19 protein-coding genes and 1 pseudogene are annotated in these 22301 nt (G+C 64.3%); 8 read left to right on the top strand and 12 right to left on the bottom strand.

The window, feature by feature from the left end; genetic code table 11:
- Positions 1–113: 113 nt before the first annotated feature.
- The 3 genes from ACLFKU_RS11635 to ACLFKU_RS11625 all read right to left on the bottom strand — a co-directional run bounded on the left by ACLFKU_RS11635 (position 114) and on the right by ACLFKU_RS11625 (position 2750).
- Positions 114–485 (bottom strand): SMR family transporter, encoded by a 372-nt coding sequence (locus ACLFKU_RS11635; RefSeq protein WP_013089326.1) that lies wholly within the window; start codon positions 483–485, stop codon positions 114–116.
- 24 nt (positions 486–509) lie between these two features.
- Positions 510–2264, bottom strand: coding sequence for a glycosyltransferase family 39 protein (locus tag ACLFKU_RS11630; protein ID WP_410849176.1), 1755 nt, complete (start codon positions 2262–2264; stop codon positions 510–512).
- Positions 2265–2375: 111 nt separating this feature from the next.
- Positions 2376–2750, bottom strand: coding sequence for an Mth938-like domain-containing protein (locus ACLFKU_RS11625; RefSeq protein WP_230560588.1), 375 nt, complete (start codon positions 2748–2750; stop codon positions 2376–2378).
- A gap of 457 nt (positions 2751–3207) precedes the next feature.
- Here ACLFKU_RS11625 and ACLFKU_RS11620 point away from each other — a divergent pair, with 457 nt between their 5' ends.
- From ACLFKU_RS11620 to ACLFKU_RS11595, 6 genes are all read left to right on the top strand, one after another.
- A complete protein-coding gene (locus ACLFKU_RS11620) occupies positions 3208–4455 on the top strand; it encodes a pyridoxal phosphate-dependent aminotransferase (RefSeq protein ID WP_368582873.1) in 1248 nt (415 codons plus the stop codon).
- A 102-nt stretch (positions 4456–4557) separates the two neighbouring features.
- On the top strand, positions 4558–5889 hold the full coding sequence (locus ACLFKU_RS11615) for a homoserine dehydrogenase (RefSeq protein ID WP_410849175.1): 1332 nt from the start codon (positions 4558–4560) through the stop codon (positions 5887–5889).
- Positions 5890–5897: 8 nt separating this feature from the next.
- A complete protein-coding gene (thrC, locus tag ACLFKU_RS11610) occupies positions 5898–7349 on the top strand; it encodes a threonine synthase (protein ID WP_410849174.1) in 1452 nt (483 codons plus the stop codon).
- Positions 7350–7612: 263 nt separating this feature from the next.
- On the top strand, positions 7613–8824 hold the full coding sequence (gene glp, locus ACLFKU_RS11605) for a gephyrin-like molybdotransferase Glp (RefSeq protein ID WP_368582913.1): 1212 nt from the start codon (positions 7613–7615) through the stop codon (positions 8822–8824).
- Positions 8825–8878: 54 nt separating this feature from the next.
- Complete coding sequence (gene moaD, locus ACLFKU_RS11600) at positions 8879–9136, top strand: molybdopterin converting factor subunit 1 (RefSeq protein ID WP_176108666.1); 258 nt, start codon at positions 8879–8881, stop codon at positions 9134–9136.
- Positions 9137–9195: 59 nt separating this feature from the next.
- Positions 9196–9672 carry a molybdenum cofactor biosynthesis protein MoaE gene (locus ACLFKU_RS11595; protein ID WP_410849173.1) on the top strand — a complete coding sequence of 159 codons (477 nt, stop codon included), beginning with the start codon at positions 9196–9198 and terminating at the stop codon, positions 9670–9672.
- A 74-nt stretch (positions 9673–9746) separates the two neighbouring features.
- Here ACLFKU_RS11595 and ACLFKU_RS11590 read toward each other — a convergent pair whose 3' ends face one another.
- On the bottom strand, positions 9747–10295 hold the full coding sequence (locus ACLFKU_RS11590; protein ID WP_368582878.1) for a group III truncated hemoglobin: 549 nt from the start codon (positions 10293–10295) through the stop codon (positions 9747–9749).
- A gap of 252 nt (positions 10296–10547) precedes the next feature.
- Between ACLFKU_RS11590 and ACLFKU_RS11585 the strand changes: the two genes are divergently transcribed.
- Together ACLFKU_RS11585 and clpB are read left to right on the top strand one after the other, a co-directional pair.
- A complete protein-coding gene (locus tag ACLFKU_RS11585; protein WP_410849172.1) occupies positions 10548–11078 on the top strand; it encodes an Rrf2 family transcriptional regulator in 531 nt (176 codons plus the stop codon).
- 168 nt (positions 11079–11246) lie between these two features.
- Complete coding sequence (gene clpB, locus ACLFKU_RS11580; RefSeq protein ID WP_368582880.1) at positions 11247–13844, top strand: ATP-dependent chaperone ClpB; 2598 nt, start codon at positions 11247–11249, stop codon at positions 13842–13844.
- A 176-nt stretch (positions 13845–14020) separates the two neighbouring features.
- Here clpB and ACLFKU_RS11575 read toward each other — a convergent pair whose 3' ends face one another.
- From ACLFKU_RS11575 to rho, 8 genes and pseudogenes are all read right to left on the bottom strand, one after another.
- Complete coding sequence (locus ACLFKU_RS11575) at positions 14021–14536, bottom strand: YidB family protein (RefSeq protein WP_373685672.1); 516 nt, start codon at positions 14534–14536, stop codon at positions 14021–14023.
- A 19-nt stretch (positions 14537–14555) separates the two neighbouring features.
- A complete protein-coding gene (locus ACLFKU_RS11570) occupies positions 14556–15128 on the bottom strand; it encodes a ComEA family DNA-binding protein (protein ID WP_410849171.1) in 573 nt (190 codons plus the stop codon).
- A gap of 522 nt (positions 15129–15650) precedes the next feature.
- A complete protein-coding gene (locus ACLFKU_RS11565) occupies positions 15651–17030 on the bottom strand; it encodes an MATE family efflux transporter (protein WP_410849170.1) in 1380 nt (459 codons plus the stop codon).
- Between the two features lie 2 nt (positions 17031–17032).
- Complete coding sequence (locus tag ACLFKU_RS11560; RefSeq protein ID WP_368582884.1) at positions 17033–18790, bottom strand: ArnT family glycosyltransferase; 1758 nt, start codon at positions 18788–18790, stop codon at positions 17033–17035.
- A gap of 305 nt (positions 18791–19095) precedes the next feature.
- Positions 19096–19359, bottom strand: coding sequence for a type B 50S ribosomal protein L31 (locus ACLFKU_RS11555; RefSeq protein ID WP_368582886.1), 264 nt, complete (start codon positions 19357–19359; stop codon positions 19096–19098).
- Positions 19360–19537: 178 nt separating this feature from the next.
- The gene (locus tag ACLFKU_RS11550) at positions 19538–20371 is read right to left on the bottom strand and encodes a zinc-dependent peptidase (protein ID WP_368582887.1); all 834 of its coding nucleotides are present in this window, start codon (positions 20369–20371) and stop codon (positions 19538–19540) included.
- Between the two features lie 14 nt (positions 20372–20385).
- Positions 20386–20695 (bottom strand): annotated as a pseudogene (locus tag ACLFKU_RS11545) (MFS transporter); the annotation flags it as partial.
- 162 nt (positions 20696–20857) lie between these two features.
- A complete protein-coding gene (rho, locus tag ACLFKU_RS11540; protein WP_008921615.1) occupies positions 20858–22126 on the bottom strand; it encodes a transcription termination factor Rho in 1269 nt (422 codons plus the stop codon).
- Positions 22127–22301: the final 175 nt, after the last annotated feature.

Genomic DNA, 22301 nt, shown 5'->3' with positions numbered 1-22301 from the left:
GCAAACCCAAGGCCGCGGCGGAAAAAACGCAACCGTGCAGCTTACCGCGCCCTACCTTACGTCAGGCTTAGGCGGCTCGTGCGCCGCGCGGGTTCCTGCGCGAGGCGCCGCGCCTAGCTGCGCGCGAGCACGACCACGCCGACCAGAATGATGCCGATGCCGACCAGCTTCTGCACGGACATCACTTCGCCGAACAGGTACCACGCGGCGATCGCGTTGACGACGTAGCCAAGCGACAGCATCGGATAGGCGATCGACACGTCCACCCGCGAGAGCCCGATGATCCACACCGCCACGCTGATCACGTAGCAGGCGAGCCCGCCGATGATCGGCGGCTGGGTTGCCAGCTTGAAGCCGATGGGCAGGATGTTCGCACGGGTGAATTCGAAGTGTCCAACGGCATTCGTGCCGGCCTTGAGCAGCAGCTGCGCGCCGGCGTTCAGCGTGACGCCGGCGAGGATGCAGAAGAGGGAAATCGGGTTCATCGAACGGTCTGGTTCTCTATAGGGTTAGGGCTTTGCCGCGGGCGTGGAGGCGGGGGCAGCGGCGGCGGGAGTCGCGTCGGCGAGCGGCTTCATCACCACCACGCGACGCGAATCGCGCGCGATCACCTGCATCGGCACGCCTTGCTTGACGAAGCGCTCGTAGGTCGGCGGCGGGATCAGCGCGAGCGCGTAGCGATCGGCCTTCCAGCGCTCGATCCACTCGTCGACCGTCGGCACCCATTTTTGCGGCTCGACGGACACGCCGAAGGCGAGCTCGTCCGGGTGCGCGACCATGATCATCGTGTGGCCGATGTAGAACGGCAGCGTATGGTCGAGCACGCCGACCGAGTAGAACGGCGTGTCGGGCGGCAGCTGCGCGAGTTTTGCCTTGATCGCGGGCGCGAGCGGCGCGCCGGAGCTCAGGCGTCCGAACACGTCGTGGCCGGTGCCCGCGATCGTGGCGAGCAGCAGCCAGCCCGCGCCGAACGCGGCGAGACTGCCGAGGCCGGCCCGTGCGTTGGCGCCTGCGCCATTCTCACCGCGACGGTTCAGCCACAACGCGACCAGCGTGAGCACGAAGGCCACGGCCAGCCCGGCGAGCACCCACACGCGGAACTCGGCGTACAGCGCGGCCGGATTGCGCTCCGAGCCGAGGCGCGACAGGAACAGCGCCGCAAACGCGGCGACTACGAAAAACAGCGCGTAGCCCGCCAGATGCCGGCGCAGCTGCTCGCGCGTGACGAGCGGCAGGTACATGCCGATCAGCATTGCGATCGGCGGCGCGATCGGCAGCGTGTAGGACAGCAGCTTCGAGTGCGACGCGCTGAAGAACAGGAAGATGAAGACGATCCACGTGAGCATCAGCGTTACCGGCGCGAAGCCGTTCGGCTGACGCGGCTGACGCCACGCATGGCGCACGCTTTGCACGGTTACCGACAGCCACGGCAGGAAGCCCACCAGCAGCACCGGCACGAAGTAGTAGAACGCGCCCGGGCGATTCTGCTCGGGCGTCAGATAGCGCTTGAACTGCTGGACGATGAAAAAGAAGTTCAGGAATTCAGGATTGCGCTGCTGCACGAGGACGAACCACGGCGTGACGATCGCGAAGAAGACGATCAGGCCGCTCACCAGGTGCAGTCGCTTCCACAGCGCCCAGTCGCGGGCAATCAGCGTGTAGAGCACCAGCACCGCGCCCGGCAGGATCAGCCCGACGAGACCCTTGGAGAGCACCGCCAGCGCCATCGACGCCCAGCACACCCACATCCAGCCGCGCACGCACGGGGGGCGCAGGTTCGGCCGCTGCGCGAGCAGCAGCGCGCAAAGCGTGAGCGTCATCCAGAACGACAGGCCCATGTCGAGCGTGTTGAAGTGGCCCATCAGGTTCCAGTACGGCGCGCAGGCGAGCACGAGCGCCGCGAACACGCCAGTCGCCGCGTTGAACACGCGCGCACCGGTGAAGCCGATCAGCAGCACGCCGGCGAAGCCCGTCAGCGCGGTATAGAGGCGCGCCTGCCATTCGCCGATGCCGAACCACGCGAACGTCAGCGCGTTCGCCCAGGTTTGCAGCGGCGGCTTCTCGAAGTACTTGTAGGCGTTGTAGCGCGGCGTGATCCAGTCGCCGGTCAGGAACATTTCGCGCGCCATTTCGGCGTAGCGGCCTTCGTCGCTCGGCAGCAGATGGCGCCAGCCGAGCGGCACGAACCAGATCACGGCGAGAACCAGCACCAGCAACAGGATGGCGGTGCGGTTGAGCGGTAGCCTCGACGGCGTATCGTTCATGAAATATCAACCCTTCTTGTTATCGACGACGCGCGCACAGGCGCGGCGCGGGGGCCAGAACGGGGCCGGCCGGGCGCCGGCTCGCGCGGGATGCGCCGGCGCCGGGCCCGCTCAGGCTTCGATCAGCAACGCGGCCGCGACCTTGCGGCCCTCGGCCATCAGAATGTTGTAGGTGCGGCAGGCGGCCTTGAAGTCCATCGTTTCGACGCCGATGCGTTTCGCGGTGAGTGCGGCGGTCAGCCGCGGGTGCGGAAAGCGCAGCCGCTCGCCGCTGCCGAACACGACCACTTCGGGCGCGGCGTCGACCAGCATCGCGAAATGCTCGGCGCTCAGCTGCTCGAACGACGAGACGGGCCAGGGAATGACCGGCGCGTCCGGCAGCACGAGCAGACTGCCCGCGTGACGCACCAGATTGATTTCGACGTAGTCGGCGCCGTAGCCGGTAACGGTATTCAGCGCGCCGCTGGAATCCTGATGTAATTTCAAATTGGTTTTCCGAAGTCGTCGTGAGACGTCATGCGTATGGCCGGCCTGGATGCACGTCGCACAGGGCGCGCGGTTCGACGCGTGTGACACACGAGAAGGCCGAAAAGGCTTGCCGTTGCGGGTGGTGCATTGCGGAAGTCGGCCAAAATCCGCTAAATTATAACTTTTTAGCCGCCTTGCGGCGCCCCTCGCTCAAGTGCCGCCACAAGCTGCGCTGGGCACATCGGCGTGGCCCACCGGCTACCTGTGCTGGCATCGCCCGCTTTCGCTGCGTTTTTTCCCCGCGCCGGAACCCGGAAAGCCGCGGCCGCTCGACAGTTCGACCCCATTTCGCAGTTGGCCGCCTTCGCTGGCGCCGCCGCGTCCGAATTCCCGTATCGGTGAATCCGAGCGGCCCGGCGCCGTCAGCCGGGCCCCGTTTGCCCAAGGTTTGCCCCCAGCCATCAACCAGGATGAAGTGCCCGCCGTGAAACCGATTCTCAAGTCCAATAAATTGTTGAATGTCTGCTACGACATTCGCGGGCCCGTCCTCGAACACGCGAAGCGGCTCGAAGAAGAGGGCCACCGCATCATCAAGCTGAACATCGGCAATCTGGCGCCGTTCGGATTCGAGGCACCCGATGAAATCATTCAGGACATGATCCTGAATCTGCCCAGCTCGTCGGGCTACTCCGATTCGAAGGGCGTGTTCGCCGCGCGCAAGGCGATCATGCACTACACGCAGCAAAAGGGCGTGCACGGCGTCGAGCTCGACGACATCTACATCGGCAACGGCGCGTCCGAGCTGATCGTGATGGCGCTGCAGGGCCTCGTCAACGACGGCGACGAAGTGCTGCTGCCCGCGCCCGACTACCCGCTGTGGACCGCCGGCGTGAGCCTCGCGGGCGGCACGCCGGTGCACTACATCTGCGACGAGTCGAATAGCTGGATGCCGGACCTCGACGACATCCGCGCGAAAATCACGCCGAACACGCGCGCGCTCGTCGTGATCAACCCGAACAACCCGACCGGCGCGCTGTATTCGGACGAACTGCTGCTCGGCCTGATCGAGATCGCGCGCCAGCACGGCCTCGTGATCTTCGCCGACGAGGTGTACGACAAGATCATCTACGACGGCAAGAAGCACACGTCGATGGCGTCGCTGTCCGAAGACGTGCTGACTGTCACGTTCAACAGCCTCTCGAAGAGCTACCGCTCGTGCGGCTACCGTGCCGGCTGGATGGCCATTTCGGGCCTGACCGGCGAGAACCGCCGGCTCGCGAAAGACTATCTGGAAGGCCTCGGCATCCTCGCGTCGATGCGGCTGTGTCCGAACGTGCCCGGCCAGTATGCGATCCAGACCGCGCTCGGCGGCTATCAGAGCATCAACGACCTGATCGTGCCGAGCGGGCGCCTGTACAAGCAGCGCGAACTCGCCTATGACATGCTGACCGCGATCCCCGGTGTAAGCTGCGTGAAACCGGAAGCGGCGCTCTACATGTTCCCGCGCCTCGACCCGAAGGTGTATCCGATCCAGAACGACCAGCAGTTCATCCTCGACCTGCTGCTCGAAGAGCGCGTGCTGCTCGTGCAGGGCACCGGCTTCAACTGGAAGACGCCGGATCACTTCCGCGTCGTGTTCCTGCCGAACGTCGACGACCTCGCGGATTCGATCAACCGGATCGCGCGCTTCCTCGATGGCTACCGCAAGCGTCACACAGCCTGAACCGCCCTCGCGTACGATGTGGCGCGTGACGTGGCGCATCAGGCGCGCCGCTCGTGCCACCCTTGACACCCTTTTCAAACCTCTATTAGAAACACACGCTGCATGGAACCGATCAAAGTTGGACTGCTGGGCTTCGGCACGGTAGGCAGCGGCACCTTCACGGTACTGCGCCGCAATCAGGAAGAAATCAAACGTCGCGCGGGTCGCGGCATCGAGATTGCGCGCATCGCCGTGCGCAACCCGGCCAAGGCGACCGCGGCGCTCGGCGGCGAAGCCGGCAGCGTAGCGCTGACCGATGACTTCAACGCGGTCGTCGACGATCCGTCGATCGCGATCGTGGCGGAAATGATCGGCGGCACCGGCATTGCGCGCGACCTCGTACTGCGCGCGATCAACAACGGCAAGCACGTGGTCACCGCCAACAAGGCGCTGCTCGCCGTACATGGCACGGAGATCTTCCAGGCGGCGCGCGCGAACGGCGTGATGGTCGCGTTCGAAGCGGCGGTGGCGGGCGGCATTCCGATCATCAAGGCGTTGCGTGAAGGGCTGACGGCGAACCGTATCCAGTACATCGCCGGCATCATCAACGGTACGACGAACTACATCCTGTCGGAGATGCGCGACCGCGGGCTCGATTTCGCCACCGCGCTGAAGGCCGCACAGGAGCTCGGCTACGCGGAAGCGGACCCGACCTTCGACATCGAAGGCGTCGACGCCGCGCACAAGGCGACGATCATGAGCGCGATCGCGTTCGGCGTGCCGGTGCAGTTCGACCGCGCGTACGTCGAAGGCATCAGCAAGCTCGCCGCGATCGACATCAAATACGCCGAGGAACTCGGCTATCGCATCAAGCTGCTCGGCATCACGCGGCGCACCGATAAAGGCATCGAACTGCGCGTGCATCCCACGCTGATTCCGGAAAAGCGCCTGCTCGCGAATGTGGAAGGCGCGATGAACGCGGTCGTCGTGCACGGCGACGCGGTCGGCACGACGCTGTACTACGGCAAGGGCGCGGGCGCGGAGCCGACGGCTTCCGCGGTGGTCGCCGATCTGGTCGACGTGACTCGTCTGCACACGGCCGACCCCGAGCATCGCGTGCCGCATCTGGCGTTCCAGCCGGACAGCCTGTCGAACACGCCGATCCTGCCGATCGAAGAAGTCACGAGCGGCTACTACCTGCGCCTGCGCGTCGCCGACGTGACCGGCGTGCTCGCCGACATCACGCGCATTCTGGCGGACACCGGCATTTCGATCGACGCGCTGCTGCAAAAGGAATCGGAACTCGTCGACGCGAACGGCAAGGGCGAAACCGACATCCTGCTGATTACGCACGAGACGGTCGAAAAGCAGGTCAACGCCGCGATCAAGTCGATCGAAGGGCTCGAGACCGTCGTCTCGCAAGTCACGAAGCTGCGCATGGAAGCGCTGAACTAGGCCGAACTATGAACTACCTCTCCACGCGCGGCGCCGGAGCCGGCGAGCGCCATACCTTCTCCGACATCCTGCTCGGCGGTCTCGCGAAAGACGGCGGACTGTATCTGCCGGCCGAATATCCGCGCATCACCGCGGACGAACTCACGCGCTGGCGCACGCTGCCGTACGCGGATCTCGCGTTCGAAATCCTGTCGAAGTTCTGCGACGACATCCCCGCCGACGATCTGCGCGCGCTGACCCGCAAGACCTACACGGCCGCGACCTACTGCAACGTGCGCGACGACGAAAGCGCCGCGCAGATCACGCCGCTGAAGACGCTCGGCGTCGAAGACGGCGCGCCGCTGTCGCTGCTCGAACTGTCGAACGGGCCGACGCTCGCGTTCAAGGACATGGCGATGCAGCTGATCGGCAACCTGTTCGAGTACGCGCTCGCGAAGCACGGCGAAACGCTGAACATTCTCGGCGCGACCTCGGGCGATACCGGCAGCGCCGCTGAATACGCGATGCGCGGCAAGAAGGGCATCCGCGTGTTCATGCTGTCGCCGCACAAAAAGATGAGCGCGTTCCAGACCGCGCAGATGTACAGCCTGCAAGACCCGAACATCTTCAATCTCGCGGTGGAAGGCGTGTTCGACGACGCGCAGGACATCGTGAAGGCGGTGTCGAACGACCACGCGTTCAAGGCGAAGTACAAGATCGGCACGGTGAATTCGATCAACTGGGCGCGCGTCGTCGCGCAGGTCGTCTACTACTTCAAGGGCTACTTTGCCGCGACGAAGTCGAACGACGAGCGTGTGTCGTTCACGGTGCCGTCGGGCAACTTCGGTAACGTGTGCGCGGGTCATATCGCGCGCATGATGGGTCTGCCGATCGAGAAGCTCGTCGTCGCGACCAATGAGAACGATGTGCTCGACGAGTTCTTCCGCACCGGCATCTACCGGGTGCGCAAGGCAGCAGAGACGTATCACACGAGCAGCCCGAGCATGGACATCTCGAAGGCGTCGAACTTCGAGCGTTTCGTGTACGACCTGCTCGGCCGCGATCCGGCGCGCGTGCTGCAACTGTTCCGCGACGTCGAGGAGAAGGGCGGTTTCGACCTCGCGGCGAGCGGCGACTTCGCGCGCGTGAGGGAGTTCGGTTTCATGTCCGGCAGCAGCAGCCACGACACCCGCGTCGAAACGATCCGCGACGTGTTCCAGCGCTACGACACGATGATCGACACGCACACGGCCGACGGCGTGAAGGTCGCGCGCGAGCATTTGCAACCGGGCATTCCGATGATCGTGCTCGAGACCGCGCAGCCGATCAAGTTCGGCGAGACGATCCGCGAAGCGCTGCTGCGCGAACCGGAGCGGCCGGCGGCGTTCTCGGGACTCGAAGCGCTGCCGCAGCGCTTCGAGGTCGTGCCCGCGGATGCGCAGAAGGTGAAGGACTTCATCGTCGCGAATACCGGCGCATAAGGGCGACCGGCGACGTCAAACGGGCCGCGCGGGCCGTTTTCGGCTCACGCGGCATCCCGCTGCCGTGTCGATTCGCGTTAATCGACTCCCACGCCCGCACTACGAAAAAACGCTGGCCGCACCCTCGGCGGCCACGCAGCGAAAATCACAAAAAGCTCTCCATGACGCCCGGCCGCCCAGGCTAACGGCATCGGCCGCTACAATGTTCTTTTAACCTGCGGCTTCGACACATCCCGATGTCCACACCCACGCCCCGCGCCCCGATGCTCGCCACTGCCGATGCGTTGGCCATCCTGCTCGACGCCGCCCGCGCAATCGACGGTATCGAAACGCTGCCGACGCTCGACGCGCTGAATCGCGTGCTCGCCACCGACGTCACGTCGCCGCTCGACGTGCCGCCGATGCACACGAGCGCGATGGACGGCTACGCGGTTCGTATCGCCGATCTCGCGCACGGCAGCCGCCTGCCGGTCTCGCAACGGATTCCGGCCGGCCATGCGCCGGCGCCGCTCGCGCCCAATAGCGCGGCACGCATCTTCACCGGTGCGACGGTGCCCGCTGGTGCGGACGCGGTCGTGATGCAGGAGCAGACCGAGGCGGCCGGCGACGAAGTGACGATCGTGCATCGTCCGCAGGCGGGCGAGTGGATCACCGCGCAGGGCGCCGATATTCGCGCGGGCTCGGTGATCCTGCCGGCCGGCACGCGGCTCACGCCGCAGGCGTTGGGGCTTGCCGCGTCGGTCGGATGCGCGCGGCTCGAGGTGCGCCGGCGCGTGAAGGTCGCCGTGTTTTTCACCGGCGACGAACTGACGATGCCCGGCGAGCCGCTGAAGCCCGGCGCGATCTACAACTCGAATCGCTTTACGCTGCGTGGCCTGCTCGAGAAGCTCGGCTGCGACGTGACCGACTACGGCATCGTCGCCGATCAGCTCGACGCGACCCGCGCAACCCTGCGCGAGGCCGCTGAGGCGCACGATCTGATTCTCACCTGCGGCGGCGTGTCGGTCGGCGAGGAGGATCATGTGAAGCCGGCGGTCGAGGCCGAAGGGCGTCTGTCGATGTGGCAGATCGCCATGAAGCCGGGCAAGCCGCTCGCGTTCGGCGCGGTGCGCCGTGGCGCGGGGGGCACGGCGGAAACGTTTTTCATCGGCCTGCCCGGCAATCCGGTGTCGAGCTTCGTCACGTTCCTGCTGTTCGTGCGTCCGTTCGTTCTGCGGCTGGCCGGGGTGCAGACGGTCGCGCCGCGCGCGTTGTCGCTGCGCGCCGACTTCACGCAGGGCAAGGCCGATCGCCGCAACGAATTCCTGCGCGCGCGCGTCAACGCAGCGGGCGGGCTCGATCTGTTTGCCAATCAGAGCTCGGCCGTGTTGACTTCGACCGTGTGGGGCGACGGCCTGATCGACAATCCGCCGAACCATGCGATCAGCGCCGGCGAAACCGTGCGCTTCATTCCGTTTTCCGAACTGCTGAACTGAGGCCGGCTATCCGCGGCATGCACCGCATGCGCGGCACAAACCGGCGGTATCCCGATGAAGATTGAACTTCGATACTTTGCGAGCGTACGTGAAGCGCTCAATACCTCCGACGAAACCGTCGAGGTGCCCGACGGCATCGCGACCGTCGGCGACGTGCGCGCGTGGCTGCGCGTGCGTGGCGGCATCTGGGCCGAGACGCTTGCCGAAGGCCGCGCGCTGCGCATGGCCTGCAACCACGTGATGACCGACGCGAGCACGCGTATCACCGAGGGCTGCGAGGTCGCGTTCTTTCCGCCCGTCACCGGCGGCTGAGCCGGGCTCAAGCCCATCATCACGTCCACGCCAGCGTCACAAGCCCTCAGGAGTCGTCCATGCCCGTTCGCGTCCAGACCGAAGACTTCGACCTCAGCGCCGAGGTGGCCGCGCTGCGCGCGCGCAATCCGAGGATCGGCGCGATCGCGTGCTTCGTCGGCACCGTGCGCGACCTGAACGAGGGCAGCGCGGTCGAGACGATGGAGCTCGAACACTATCCGGGCATGACGGAGAAGTCGCTCCAGGCTATCGTCGAGCGTGCGCGCGAACGCTGGCCGGGCATCGAGGTGCTGATCGTGCATCGTGTCGGCAAGCTTTATCCGCTCGATCAGATCGTGCTTGTTGCGACGACGGCCGCGCATCGCGGCGATGCGTTTGCGTCGTGCGAATTCGTGATGGACTATCTGAAGACCGAAGCGCCGTTCTGGAAGAAAGAGAAAACCGACGCGGGCGAGCGCTGGGTCGACGCGCGCGTGACCGACGATGCCGCGCTCGCGCGCTGGGGCGTCGAATCGGGGAACCAGACTGCGGAGTAGCCGAACCGCGGGCCGCGGCGCTGCGGTGGCGCACGCGGCGTGTTTGTGTCAGGCGCGTCGGCGCCGACCGACGTTCACTGATCCCTTGAGCGTCCGATGATCGGCACCGGAAACGGCTCCCCAGCCGGCCGCGACGGATGCTCGCCATCGTCGTCAGCATCGCGGGGCCGACGCTTCGGCGCCACCCGCTCGAGCAGCGCCTGCTGCTCCGCCGGAATCTTGTAATCCCAGCCGTAACGGCTCAGCTGCAGACTCTGCGCAATCCGTAGTGCCGGCTCCATGAAACGGATCGCTGCGGCCGGTTGATAGCGCGATTCGACCGTATCCAGGAACAGATACAGCCAGCGGCTGAAGTGCTGCGGCTCGATGCCTTCGAGCGGCTGATGCACCTGCTGCACGTTGCCGCGATATTGCTTCGCACCCAGCACGAGGCTGTTCCAGAACGTGCACATCTTCGGCAGATGGTCGTCCCAGCGGCCCTCGAGCTTCGCGTCGAAAACCGGACCCAGCAGCGGATCGGCGCGCACCCGATCGTAAAAGCCGTAGACGAGCTCGCGGATATTGGCCTCGGTGGGTTCGGCCGCGCGCTCGACCGGTGGCGCGGCGGGGAAAGACGGATTCATGCGGATTCCAGAAAAATACGTTTGCCGGTGGCGGTTGACTGAACTTCGAACCCCCCGTTTTTCTAACAAACGGTTGATGCGGAAAAAGCTACTATTGCTATCCGATACAGTTTTGCAACGCGATTCGAGGAACGACGCCGCCAGCCAGTGATGTTAGGGCGCGGCGCAGGTTCACCGCAACCCTTGCGTCGACGCGGTTTTCGGGCACGTTCAACGCACTTGCTCGCAGCTTTTCAAGCTATACCAGGACCTATGAGACTTACCGACTATACGGATTACGCGCTGCGCGTGCTGCTGTACCTCGCGGTGCGGGGCGACGGATTATCGACGATCCACGACATTTCGGAAGCTTACGGGATCTCGAAGAACCATCTGATGAAGGTCGTGCAGCAACTGGGCGAACTCGGCTGGGTCGAGACCGTGCGCGGCCGCAACGGCGGGTTGCGGCTCGCCGCACAGACGCTGTCGCTGACCGTCGGCGACGTGGTGCGGGTCACGGAAAGCGACTTCGCGCTGGTCGGCTGTCTGCCGGACCGGCAGGGCCAACAGCGGCCTTGCGTCATCACGACGCACTGCCGGCTGCGCGGCGCGTTGCAGGCGGCGAACCTCGCTTTTCTCGCCGAACTCGATCGCTTTACCATCGGCGAAGTCGCGCAACCGAAAAGTCCGCTCGCGGCATTGCTCGGGTTGGGACCCAATATTCAGAGGGTGCCGCTGCCGATTCCGGTGGCATCGGATGGCACGCGTGGCGGCAGTTCGGCGACGTTGGGCCACAAGAGCTAGAACCTCGGGCCGGTTCCAGGGTGCGCAAACCACTCCGGTCGCCCCCGGGGAAGGATCGCGGCAGTTCTTGCGCTCAAATGTTAAATAGTTGCGACCGAGGCCAAAAAAGCGCTTGAAACCCTAATAAATCGCCTCATTTTGGTGGTAATCGAAATTGGAGGTCTCTTGATGAGAATCGACAAACTCACCACTAAATTCCAGGAAGCGCTCGCGGACGCCCAGAGTCTGGCGGTTGGCCACGACAATCAGTACATCGAACCCGTCCACGTGCTCGCGGCACTCGTCGCGCAGCAGGACGGCTCCGCCCGCTCGCTACTATCGCGCGCCGGCGTGCATGTACAACCTCTACAGACCGCACTGAACGACGCGATCACGCGACTGCCCCAAGTGCACGGCACCGACGGCAACGTGCAGATCGGCCGTGAACTGACCGGTCTGTTGAATCAGGCCGACAAGGAAGCGCAGAAGCTCAACGACACGTTCATCGCGAGCGAAATGTTCCTGCTCGCGGTCGCCGACGATAAGGGCGACGTGGGCCGTCTCGCGCGCGAGCACGGCTTGTCGCGCAAGGCGCTCGAAACCGCGATCGCCGCGGTGCGCGGCGGCTCGCAGGTGCATAGCCAGGACGCCGAAAGCCAGCGCGAAGCGCTGAAGAAATACACGATCGACCTGACCGAGCGCGCCCGCGCCGGCAAGCTCGACCCGGTGATCGGCCGCGACGACGAAATCCGCCGTTCCATCCAGATCCTGCAACGCCGCACCAAGAACAACCCGGTGCTGATCGGCGAGCCGGGTGTGGGCAAGACCGCGATCGTCGAAGGGCTCGCGCAACGGATCGTCAACGGCGAAGTGCCGGAAACGCTGAAGAACAAGCGCGTGCTGTCGCTCGACATGGCCGCGCTGCTCGCGGGCGCCAAATATCGCGGCGAGTTCGAGGAGCGCCTGAAGGCCGTGCTCAACGACATCGCGAAAGACGAAGGGCAAACCATCGTCTTCATCGACGAGATTCATACGATGGTCGGCGCAGGCAAGGCCGAAGGCGCGATGGACGCAGGCAACATGCTGAAGCCGGCGCTCTCGCGCGGCGAACTGCATTGCGTCGGCGCGACCACGCTCGACGAATACCGCAAGTACATCGAGAAGGATGCCGCGCTCGAGCGCCGCTTCCAGAAGGTGCTGGTGGACGAACCGTCGGTCGAGGCGACCATCGCGATCCTGCGTGGTTTGCAGGAGCGCTATGAGTTGCACCACGGCGTCGACATCACCGACCCGGCGATCGTCGCGGCGGCGGAGCTGTCGCATCGCTACATCACGGACCGCTTCCTGCCGGACAAGGCGATCGATCTGATCGACGAAGCCGCCTCGAAGATCAAGATGGAAATCGACTCGAAGCCGGAGGAGATGGACCGGCTCGACCGTCGTCTGATCCAGCTGAAGATCGAACGCGAAGCGGTGAAGAAGGAGAAGGACGAAGCGTCGCAGAAGCGTCTGCAGCTGATCGAAGAGGAAATCGAGCGCCTGAACCGCGAATATTCGGACCTCGAAGAAATCTGGACCGCCGAAAAAGCAGCGGTCCAGGGCAGCGCGCAGTTGAAGGAAGAGATCGAGAAGACGCGCGCGGAAATTGTGCGTCTGCAGCGCGAGGGCAAGCTCGAGAAGGTCGCCGAACTGCAGTACGGCAAGCTGCCGGGGCTCGAAGCGCAGTTGAAGGAAGTCACGCGCGCCGAAGCCGAGGAGCAGAACAGTCCGAAGCGTCCGCGTCTGTTGCGCACGCAGGTCGGCGCGGAAGAGATCGCCGAGGTCGTGTCGCGGGCCACCGGTATTCCGGTGTCGCGCATGATGCAAGGCGAGCGCGAAAAGCTGCTGCAGATCGAGTCGAAGCTGCATGAGCGCGTGGTCGGCCAGGACGAGGCGATCAGCGCAGTCGCCGATGCGATCCGCCGCTCACGCGCGGGTCTGTCGGACCCGAACCGTCCGTACGGATCGTTCCTGTTCCTGGGGCCGACCGGCGTCGGCAAGACCGAGCTGTGCAAGGCGTTGGCGTCGTTCCTGTTCGACTCGGAAGAGCACCTGATCCGTATCGACATGAGCGAGTTCATGGAGAAGCACAGCGTCGCGCGACTGATCGGCGCGCCGCCGGGATACGTCGGCTACGAGGAGGGCGGTTATCTAACCGAGGCCGTGCGCCGCAAGCCGTATAGCGTGATCCTGCTCGACGAAATCGAGAAGGCCCATCCGGACGTGTTCAACGTGCTGCTGCAGGTGCTCGACGACGGCCGCATGACAGATGGCCAGGGCCGCACCGTCGACTTCAAGAACACGGTGATCGTGATGACCTCGAACCTCGGTTCGCAGGTGATCCAGGCGATGGTCGGCGAGTCGCAGGAAGCGATCAAGGACGCGGTGTGGGAAGAGGTGAAGCTGCACTTCCGGCCCGAGTTCCTGAACCGGATCGACGACGTCGTCGTGTTCCATGCGCTCGACCGCTCGAACATCCAGTCGATCGCGCGGATCCAGTTGCAGCGTCTGCACGAGCGGCTCGCGAAGCTCGACATGCAGCTGGTGGTATCGGACGCGGCGCTCGAGCACATCGGCAAGGTCGGCTACGACCCGCTGTTCGGTGCGCGGCCGCTGAAGCGCGCGATCCAGCAGGAGATCGAGAACCCGATCGCGAAGCTGATTCTGGCCGGCAAGTTCGGTCCGAAGGATGTGATTCCGGTCGAAGTGGACGACGGCCAGCTGCGGTTCGAACGCGTCGTGCACTGAGCGCGATGGCCTGATGACGTGACGGGGCGGCGGCGGTCGAGCCGTTCCCGCCAATGTTAAGAAACCGGCAACGAAGGCGACTTCGTTGCCGGTTTTCTTTTGCCCGCCGTTCTCAAACCGGGCGTCGACCCGGACCGGCAGCCTGAGCCGCCGTCAGCGCATCGCGCACAGCGTGTTCAAGCGTTGCCCTTGTTGCCGAGCAGCGCCGACAGGCCGCCGAGCGCGCCGAGCACCGTGGTCGCGTTCAGCTTGCCATCGGCCGGCACCTCGCCTTCCGGCGTCGCCGCGTTGACGACGTGCGGCAGGATCTGCGACAGCAGCCCCGTCACCTGATCCGGCTGCACGCCGGCCTTGGCGGCGAGGCCGCTGACGGCCTCGGAGCCGAGCACGTTATGCAGCGCGTCGGGCGCGATCGGCTGGTTTTCGCCGTTGCCGACCCACGACGACACGACGTCGCCGAGGCCTTTTTCCTGGAAGCGCTGGATCAGGCCGTTCAGGCCGCCAGGCTGGTTATTGACGAATTCGAGCGCGGCTGCGATCAGCGCTTGCTGGCCGCCGCCTTCTGGCGATTTGCCAAGCAGGGAACCGATGGTGTCGAGTAGGCTCATGACGGTCTCTCTTGAATGCCGGCGCGTGCATGACGGCCGGGCGGGTGACGACGACGCGCGGTTGCGCGTCGCGGTGAAACGCAAGGGCGGCAGCCCGCCGGCCTCAAGCGCCGGACGCGGCCGCGGCGGATGCCGCGTTGCTCTTCTTCGTTTTCTTCTTCGAAGCCTTGGTGCCGGATGCTTCGGCCGGTGCGCTAGCTGCCGCGGCGGCCGGCGCCGCAGCAGCCGCCGCTTCTGATGCAGCGGCCTTCTTCTTCGATTTCGACGGCTTCGCGGCCGACGCGGGAGCGGCCGCGGCCGGCGCTGCTGTCGTGGCGGCGGGCGCGGCCCCGGTGGTTGCCGCGGGAGCCGCTGGCGTCGTTTTCGTGGTCGACCTGGTCGACGTCTTCGCGCCGGTCGGCGGCGCCGACGAGCCGTTGATCGTCAGTCCGGCCGCTTCGAGGTTCTCGACCGACTTCTGGCCGATGCCCTTCACGCGCGCGGCGAGATCGTCGGCGTTCTTGAACGGGCCGTTTTTGGCGCGTTCGTCGAGGATCGCTTTCGCATGCACGGGGCCGATGCCCTTGACCGATTCGAGCGCGGCCTGATCGGCGGTATTCACTTCCACTGCCGCGGCAAATCCGGCCGACAGCGACAAAGCCACAGCGACGCAAAGCATGAAAAGCTTCTTCAGCATGGCAAGCACTCCATTGAGGGCAAAAAGTTAGCCGGGAACGGTCGACCTATCCTGTCAGCGGGCGCTGCGTTTAAGCATAGGACAAATCACAGGCCCGATTCGAGATAGCGGTCGATTTATACCGATCGATCGATGACAAGTAAATCCGGCCACACAATCTTTAAAACTTTTAGCGGCAGGTTATTTCCGATGATTTATCGGTCGATACCCGTCGCGATAATGCTTTTGCGATAAAGAATCGGTAACGCTGACGGACCACACCGTCCGACGCTTGACTTGGAGTGCACTCGAAGTCCTAAGCTGAGTCCGTCATGTCGAAACACTCGACCGCGCTCACCATCGGTCAGGTTGCCGAAACGTGTTCGCGGCGCGGGAAGAAAGAGCAGGTCGCGGCCGCAGCGTGAGAGGGCCCGGCTGCGCGGGGAGGGGAAAAGGGGATGCGGAGCGGGTTTGTCTCACTCAGGATGGGACGCAACTAACCGTCCGATTGATTCCGTTCGGGGCCTTCTGAGACCCCATGCCTCATACAGCCGAATCGACCCGCACTGCAGCGGTCTCGTGCAAATAGCGCTGGCTCACGATCCGCCAATACACCAGCAAGCCGACCCCGGCAATCGCGAGACTCGCGGTATTCGCGACCCAGAATCCGCGCGCGCCGGTCAGCCAGGGTGGTGTGAGGCCGGTCGTATCGAAGCCGAGCGCATAGCCGCCGCCGAGCCCGACACCCCACAGCGCGACCGCATAGATGACGGTCGGCACGACTGCGACCTTGTAGGCACGCAGCACGAACGCGGTCGTGATCTGCAAAGCATCGAACAGGTGGTAGCAGGCGACGATCAGCACCAGCGGCAACGCCTTCGCCGCGACCTGCGCGTTCGTCGTATAACCATCGACGATATACGGCCGCAGCACCAGCACGAGCGCGCCATAGCAGCACGCGATCGCAACCGCCATCGCGATGCCGTGACGCGACAGCGTGCGCGCCGCTTGCGGCCGATGCGCGCCTAGCGCCTGCGCGACCAGCGTCGACGACGCGATGCCGATCGACAGCGGCGTCATATAAAGCACCGCGCCGATATTGCCGGCGATCTGATGCCCGGCGAGCGTCGTCGTGCCGAAGCGCGCGATGAAGAGCGCCATGAACGTGTACGACGTGACCTCGATCAGATACGACAACCCCATCGGAATACCGAGCCGCAGTTGCGCGGCCTGGCGCTTCCAGACCGGCCAGCAGAACTGCGTGAAGATACCGAGCGCCTTGAAATCGTCGATGCGCGCGAGCAGCAGCATGCCGAGCGCCGCGAGCGCCCAATTGAGAAGCGTGCTCGCGAGCGCGCAGCCCGGACCGCCCAGCGCCGGCACGCCGAGGCCGCCGAAAATGAACCAGGTATTGAGCGGAATTTTCAGCAGCAGCGCGGCGATCTGCAGGAACATCACGAGCCGCGGTTTGCCGAGCGCATTGGCAACGGAACTGTAGACCCGGAACGCGAGGCCGGCGGGCAGCCCGAACGCGAGAATCCGCAGATACGCGAGCGTGCGCTCGTGCAGCGCGTCGGGCACGTGCGACAACGACAACAGCGGCCCGGGGAAGAACAGGATCAGAAAGCCGATCACCGTCAGCGCGGCGGCGAGCCACCATGACTGGCGCACCTCTTCGCCGATCTCGCCGTAGCGGCGCGCGCCGTACAGTTGCGCGGTAATCGGCTGCAGCGCGGTCAGGATGCCGGTCAGGCCGATATAGACCGAGACGTAGATCGACGAGCCGAGCCCGAGAGCGGCCAGATCGACGGCCGAATAGCGTCCGACCATCGCCGTGTCGATCACGCCGAACGCGATGATGGCCAGTTGGCCGATCAATACGGGCCACGCGAGCGCGGCGATTTTCCGTACGTCGGCGAACATGGTCAGTTGGGCTTCTTGTGCCAGTTGCGGTGCTTGCCGGGCGGCGGCTTCGGACGGTCGATGCGCACGTACAGGCGGAAGCGCTCGTCGCGGTCGGCCGCGCGGCGGCCTTCCCACACGAGCTTCCAGATGTAGTCGGGCAGCGCGCTGGGGTCGCCGTAGTCCTGCGAGTCCTGGCGCAGGATCACATCGCAGTCCTGGTCGAACGAGAAGTGCATGTCGCCGAAATACGCGAACGTCGCGATCTGCGCATTGCCGAGGCGCACCGGCGAGATGCAGGTGTAGTCATCAGGCAAGTGGTTGGCGATCTGCTGCGCGACGTCGCGATAGGTACGGCTGTAGTTGACCACCGGCAGCCATAGCGTCATCAGCAGCACCCACATCAGCGTCGTGCCGGCGCTCGACAGCACCACGCTACGCCACAACACCTTCGGATGACGCGCGAGGCGCCAGCGCACCAGCAGGAACCAGCAGACGGTTACCGCGATCGCGCAGATGAACGACAGAATCTTGAATTGCGGCACGAAGCCGGGCGCGAGCCGCGCGAGATTGCGCGCGAGCGGGTGCGGAAAACCGGTCAGACTCGCCGCATACACGGCCCACACGAAGCTGCCGAGGATCGTGAAGCTCAGCAGCGCGAACCAGTCGATCGCGTTGATCGCGCCGCGCTTGAGCGTCGGCAGCGCGAAAGTGGCGAGCACCGCCAGCGGCGGCAGCAGCAGCATATAGAGTCGATTCGATTGATGGCTTTGCAGCACCACGAGTACAAACAGCGGTCCGATCACCGACAGCGGAATCGCCACGTGCGGCGCGCGCCGCAGACCCTTCCAGCTGAACCACGACCACAGCGCGAGCGGCCAGGCGGGCCACGTGAAGAGCGGCAGGTTTTTCAGTGCATACGCGGCGACGGAGCCGGGTGGGCCCGCGAACGAGCTCAGGCTCACGTGCAGCCATTGGTTCAGGTACCAGACGGCGTCGTCGGGGAAAGCGGCAAGCGCGATGATCGGCCACGATACCGCGAGCACCAGCGCGACGGGTAGACCCGCGAGCAGCAGCGAGCGCGAACGCGTTTCGCGCACGATCAGCGTCATCGCGAGCGTGCCGAGCAGCAGCGCGCCGACCAGCACCGGGCTGCTCGCGAGTGTGACGAGGCCGATCGCGAGGCCCCAGATCAGCGCTCCCTGGATCGGCTTGTCGATCATGCGCACGAGGCCGTACACGAGCATCGCGATGCAGACGAACTGGACGAGCTGCGGCGTGGTTTCGTGGCCGCGCTCGGCGAGGCCGAAGCACGCGAGCAGGATCAGCAGTGCGCCATCGGCGAGCGTGCGGCCATAGTCGCGTGGTTCGGGCTCGCCGCCAAACGCGTATTTGAACGGCTGCACTTCGGCACGCCGGCCGAGCAGATACGCCGCGTACCAGACGAACGCACAGCCCGCGCAGAACAGCAGACCCGTGAACACGCGCGACGCGTTGCTCGCGTCGACCCATGGCGCAAGGACCCGGATCGCGCTCGCGCCGAGCCAGTAGCCGAGCGGGCCGTCCTCGGTCAGATATTTGCCGACGAGATTCGGCAGGAGCCAGTCGTGCGCGCCGCCATTCGCCATCGTCCACATGACACCGAAGCCGGCCGCGTCCTCGTTCTTCCACGGATCGCGGCCGAACAGGCCGAACGAGGCGTAGACGATACAGATGGCCAGCAGCAGCCAGCGCGGCAACGCACTGGTCGCAGAGGCGGTGAGGCGGACGACAGGTCTCATGCGGTGTGTGGAGTCTGGATAAACGATGCGGCCGGAGCGACTTGGCAAGTCAGGGCGGGAGGGCCCGTTTCGAGCATCCGGCATTGTAGTCGTGCGGTGCGATGCACGTCACGGCCGGTAACGCCCGGCAACGTCGATGGACAACCTGTAACAGGTGTCGTGAAAGCGCGGTGTGCTGGTTCCGGGTTATGCCATCGCAAGTGTGCGACGCAGCGGCCGCCCGCGCGTGGGCGACAAAAAAGGGCAGCTCGCGCTGCCCTTTCTGTTTGCTCCGTTGCCGGCCGGAAGCCGGCACCGTTGCCGTATTACTTTGCTGCCTTGCCCGAAGCGCGGGAGCCGAACTTCTTGTTGAACTTCTCGACACGGCCGGCCGTGTCCATGATCTTTTGCTGGCCGGTGTAGAACGGGTGCGATTCCGACGACACTTCGATCTTCGCGAGCGGGTAGGTCTTGCCGTTGAATTCCGCGGTTTCGCGCGTTTGGATGGTCGAGCGGGTCACGAACTTGAAGTCGTTCGACATATCGATGAACAGGACTTCGCGGTAATCCGGGTGAATGCCTTCTTTCATGGTCTTTCCTTTAATCTGGCGGTAGCCAACCCGCGTGCAGCCTTAAATTAGACTGCCTTCAGGCGCGAGCCACTTGCCTACGGTCGAAAAACCGCGATTATGCCAGAAAATCAGTCCCTTGGCGATTTTTCTGCCACCAGATTCTATTGTGGCGCAAGCGGCGCCGGTTCGCAGCGTCTCAAACCGGCGTGAATGTCAATCCGACGCGCGCTGGGTCTTGCCGGTAGTAGCGCGCGAGCAGCCGGTAGAGTTCCGGATACTCCGCCTCGAACGCTTGCGGCTTCACGAACAACGCCTCGCTGCACACGGCGAAGAATTCCGACGGATGGTCCGCCGCATACGGATCGATCAGCGACTCGCGTTCGAAACGCGTCCAACGTCGCTCGGGCACAGCGTCGACTTTCGCGCAGAAATGATCGTATGCGTGGTCGAACACGTCGGCCCATGCCTGCGTATCGAGCGGCGAGTGCCAGCGGCGCATCAGCGGTGGGTGGCCATCCGCTTCGCCGTTCAACATGTCAATCTTGTGCGCGAACTCGTGGATCACGACGTTGTATGCGTCGCTGCCGTCGGTCATCTGCGCGTCTTCCCACGACAGCACCACCGGGCCGCCTTCCCACGCCTCGCCACTGGCGTCGTGTTCGATCTCGTGCACGACGCCGTCTTCGTCCTCGACGGTCTTGCGGATCACGAACTCGCCCGGATAGACGATTACGCCAACCCAGCCGCGATACAGATCGAGGCTGAGGTTCAGCACCGGCAGGCACGCCTGCGCGGCGATGGCGACCGTCATCGCGTCGGTCAGTTCGAGTTCGTGCGCGGTCGAGAATTCCTTCTGCGCGAGGAAGAGACTCGTCAGTTCGCGTAGCCGCGCGAGATCGGGGGCTTCCAGATGCGTGAGAAAGGGCAGACCAGCGAGTGTTGCCTGCCACAAGGAATCGTCGATCGCGTAATCGCGCAGCGCGCGCTCGCGACGCCGTGTGCCCAGCCAGTTCGTGAGTTTCGACAGCATGCTTGAGCCCACCTTCAGTCGATCTGTTTTTGCCACGCGGCGAACAGGCCGCCGCATATCGCGACGCCGATCAGAAAATCGAAGCCGTCGAGCGACGCGAGGAAATTGGCCTGCTGTGCGACCAACCGGCTGATCGACGCGATTCGCGAGCGTGTTCTGGTAGACCGGATTGTACGGATTCACGGACGCCGCGAGGCGACTTTGATGCAGCGCGAGCCGGTGCTGGTCGATGATGATCACCGAGGCAGTCGCGAAGGAGATGGTCAACTGCCGCACGATGTTCTTCAACCGGTAGCCGTGCATGGACTCTTCGATCGCGAAGATAGCTGGCGAAAAACGAGAACGTCGCGTTGTGCGAAATTGTCGAGACTGGTGACGCCGCATTGTCCAGGTGGGCGGGCGGCGAAAAAAAACCGCTCGCAATCTGCGAGCGGTTTTTCATGCGATGCAGTTGCCGGCGACTACGGCCAGCACGAACGTCGCGCGTTAGCTGCCGCCACCACGACGCATCATGTCGAAGAACTCGGAGTTGCTCTTCGTCTGGCGGATCTTGTCGAGCAGGAATTCCATCGACTCGACTTCGTCCATGTCGTGAATGAACTTGCGCAGCACCCAGATCTTTTGCAGCACTTCGGGCTTGATCAGCAACTCTTCGCGGCGCGTGCCCGACTTGTTCAGGTTGATCGACGGGTAGACGCGCTTCTCGGCGAGACGGCGCTCGAGGTGCACTTCCATGTTGCCGGTGCCCTTGAACTCTTCGTAGATCACGTCGTCCATGCGGCTGCCGGTTTCGATCAGCGCCGTGCCGATGATGGTCAGCGATCCGCCTTCCTCGATGTTGCGCGCCGCGCCGAAGAAGCGCTTCGGACGCTGCAGCGCGTTCGCGTCGACACCACCCGTGAGCACCTTGCCGGAGGCCGGCACCACCGTGTTGTATGCGCGCGCGAGACGTGTGATCGAGTCGAGCAGAATCACGACGTCGTTCTTCATTTCGACGAGGCGCTTGGCCTTCTCGATCACCATTTCGGCGACCTGCACGTGACGCGCAGCGGGTTCGTCGAACGTGGAGGCGATCACTTCGCCTGCCACCGAACGCTGCATTTCTGTCACTTCTTCCGGGCGCTCGTCGATCAGCAGCACGAACAGCACGACGTCGGGATGGTTCTGCTTGATTGCGTGCGCAATGTGCTGAAGCATCACGGTCTTGCCCGACTTCGGCGAGGCGACGAGCAGGCCGCGCTGACCCTTGCCGATCGGCGCGATCATGTCGATGATGCGGCCCGTGACATTCTCTTCGCCACGCATTTCACGTTCGAGCAGCAGCACCTTGTTCGGGTGCAGCGGCGTCAGGTTTTCGAACATGATCTTGTGCTTCGAGGCCTCCGGCGGCTGGCCGTTGACCTTGTCCACCTTCACCAGCGCGAAATAGCGCTCGCCGTCTTTCGGCGTGCGCACTTCGCCTTCGATCGTGTCGCCCGTATGCAGATTGAAGCGGCGGATTTGCGACGGGCTGATGTAGATATCATCCGTGCTGGCGAGGTAGGACGTTTCAGGCGAACGCAAGAAGCCGAAACCGTCCGGCAGCACTTCGAGGGTGCCGTCGCCGAAGATCGTGTCGCCCGCTTTGGCTCGTTTTTTTAGAATGGCGAACATCAATTCCTGCTTGCGCAGGCGGTTCGCGCTTTCGATCTCGAGGCCATTGGCCATCTCGATCAATTGGGACACGTGCAGAGTCTTAAGCTCGGATAAATGCATACGGAGAACCCGCAGGAGAAGGTGCGACGAAATGAAATCTGGGAGGAGGGTGAGCGGAACCGCTCAAAGACTTACACGTCTTTTCGACGTTTTCTGGATTCTAGCATAGCACACGCCAATTTCCGCCAGTGCGGCGGAGTGGCATCTTTGTCGTAAAGCGTGTTGCCGGCTGACA

Source organism: Paraburkholderia sp. EG304, from assembly GCF_046543485.1.
In the GTDB taxonomy this organism is placed as follows: Bacteria; Pseudomonadota; Gammaproteobacteria; order Burkholderiales; family Burkholderiaceae; genus Paraburkholderia; species Paraburkholderia youngii.
The sequence above is the reverse complement of the archived record's forward strand: the minus strand, read 5'-3'. Positions and strand labels throughout refer to the sequence as shown.

Bases quoted from the DNA above. Each gene is read 5' to 3' on its own strand.
- thrC (WP_410849174.1), top strand. From the start codon at position 5,898: ATGAACTACCTCTCCACGCGCGGCGCCGGAGCCGGCGAGCGCCATACC.
- ACLFKU_RS11565 (WP_410849170.1), bottom strand. From the start codon at position 17,030: ATGTTCGCCGACGTACGGAAAATCGCCGCGCTCGCGTGGCCCGTATTG.
- ACLFKU_RS11560 (WP_368582884.1), bottom strand. From the start codon at position 18,790: ATGAGACCTGTCGTCCGCCTCACCGCCTCTGCGACCAGTGCGTTGCCG.
- ACLFKU_RS11590 (WP_368582878.1), bottom strand. From the start codon at position 10,295: ATGAATCCGTCTTTCCCCGCCGCGCCACCGGTCGAGCGCGCGGCCGAA.
- clpB (WP_368582880.1), top strand. From the start codon at position 11,247: ATGAGAATCGACAAACTCACCACTAAATTCCAGGAAGCGCTCGCGGAC.
- ACLFKU_RS11615 (WP_410849175.1), top strand. From the start codon at position 4,558: ATGGAACCGATCAAAGTTGGACTGCTGGGCTTCGGCACGGTAGGCAGC.
- ACLFKU_RS11630 (WP_410849176.1), bottom strand. From the start codon at position 2,264: ATGAACGATACGCCGTCGAGGCTACCGCTCAACCGCACCGCCATCCTG.
- rho (WP_008921615.1), bottom strand. From the start codon at position 22,126: ATGCATTTATCCGAGCTTAAGACTCTGCACGTGTCCCAATTGATCGAG.
- ACLFKU_RS11555 (WP_368582886.1), bottom strand. From the start codon at position 19,359: ATGAAAGAAGGCATTCACCCGGATTACCGCGAAGTCCTGTTCATCGAT.
- ACLFKU_RS11635 (WP_013089326.1), bottom strand. From the start codon at position 485: ATGAACCCGATTTCCCTCTTCTGCATCCTCGCCGGCGTCACGCTGAAC.
- ACLFKU_RS11550 (WP_368582887.1), bottom strand. From the start codon at position 20,371: ATGCTGTCGAAACTCACGAACTGGCTGGGCACACGGCGTCGCGAGCGC.
- ACLFKU_RS11595 (WP_410849173.1), top strand. From the start codon at position 9,196: ATGCCCGTTCGCGTCCAGACCGAAGACTTCGACCTCAGCGCCGAGGTG.
- ACLFKU_RS11570 (WP_410849171.1), bottom strand. From the start codon at position 15,128: ATGCTGAAGAAGCTTTTCATGCTTTGCGTCGCTGTGGCTTTGTCGCTG.
- ACLFKU_RS11585 (WP_410849172.1), top strand. From the start codon at position 10,548: ATGAGACTTACCGACTATACGGATTACGCGCTGCGCGTGCTGCTGTAC.
- moaD (WP_176108666.1), top strand. From the start codon at position 8,879: ATGAAGATTGAACTTCGATACTTTGCGAGCGTACGTGAAGCGCTCAAT.
- glp (WP_368582913.1), top strand. From the start codon at position 7,613: ATGCTCGCCACTGCCGATGCGTTGGCCATCCTGCTCGACGCCGCCCGC.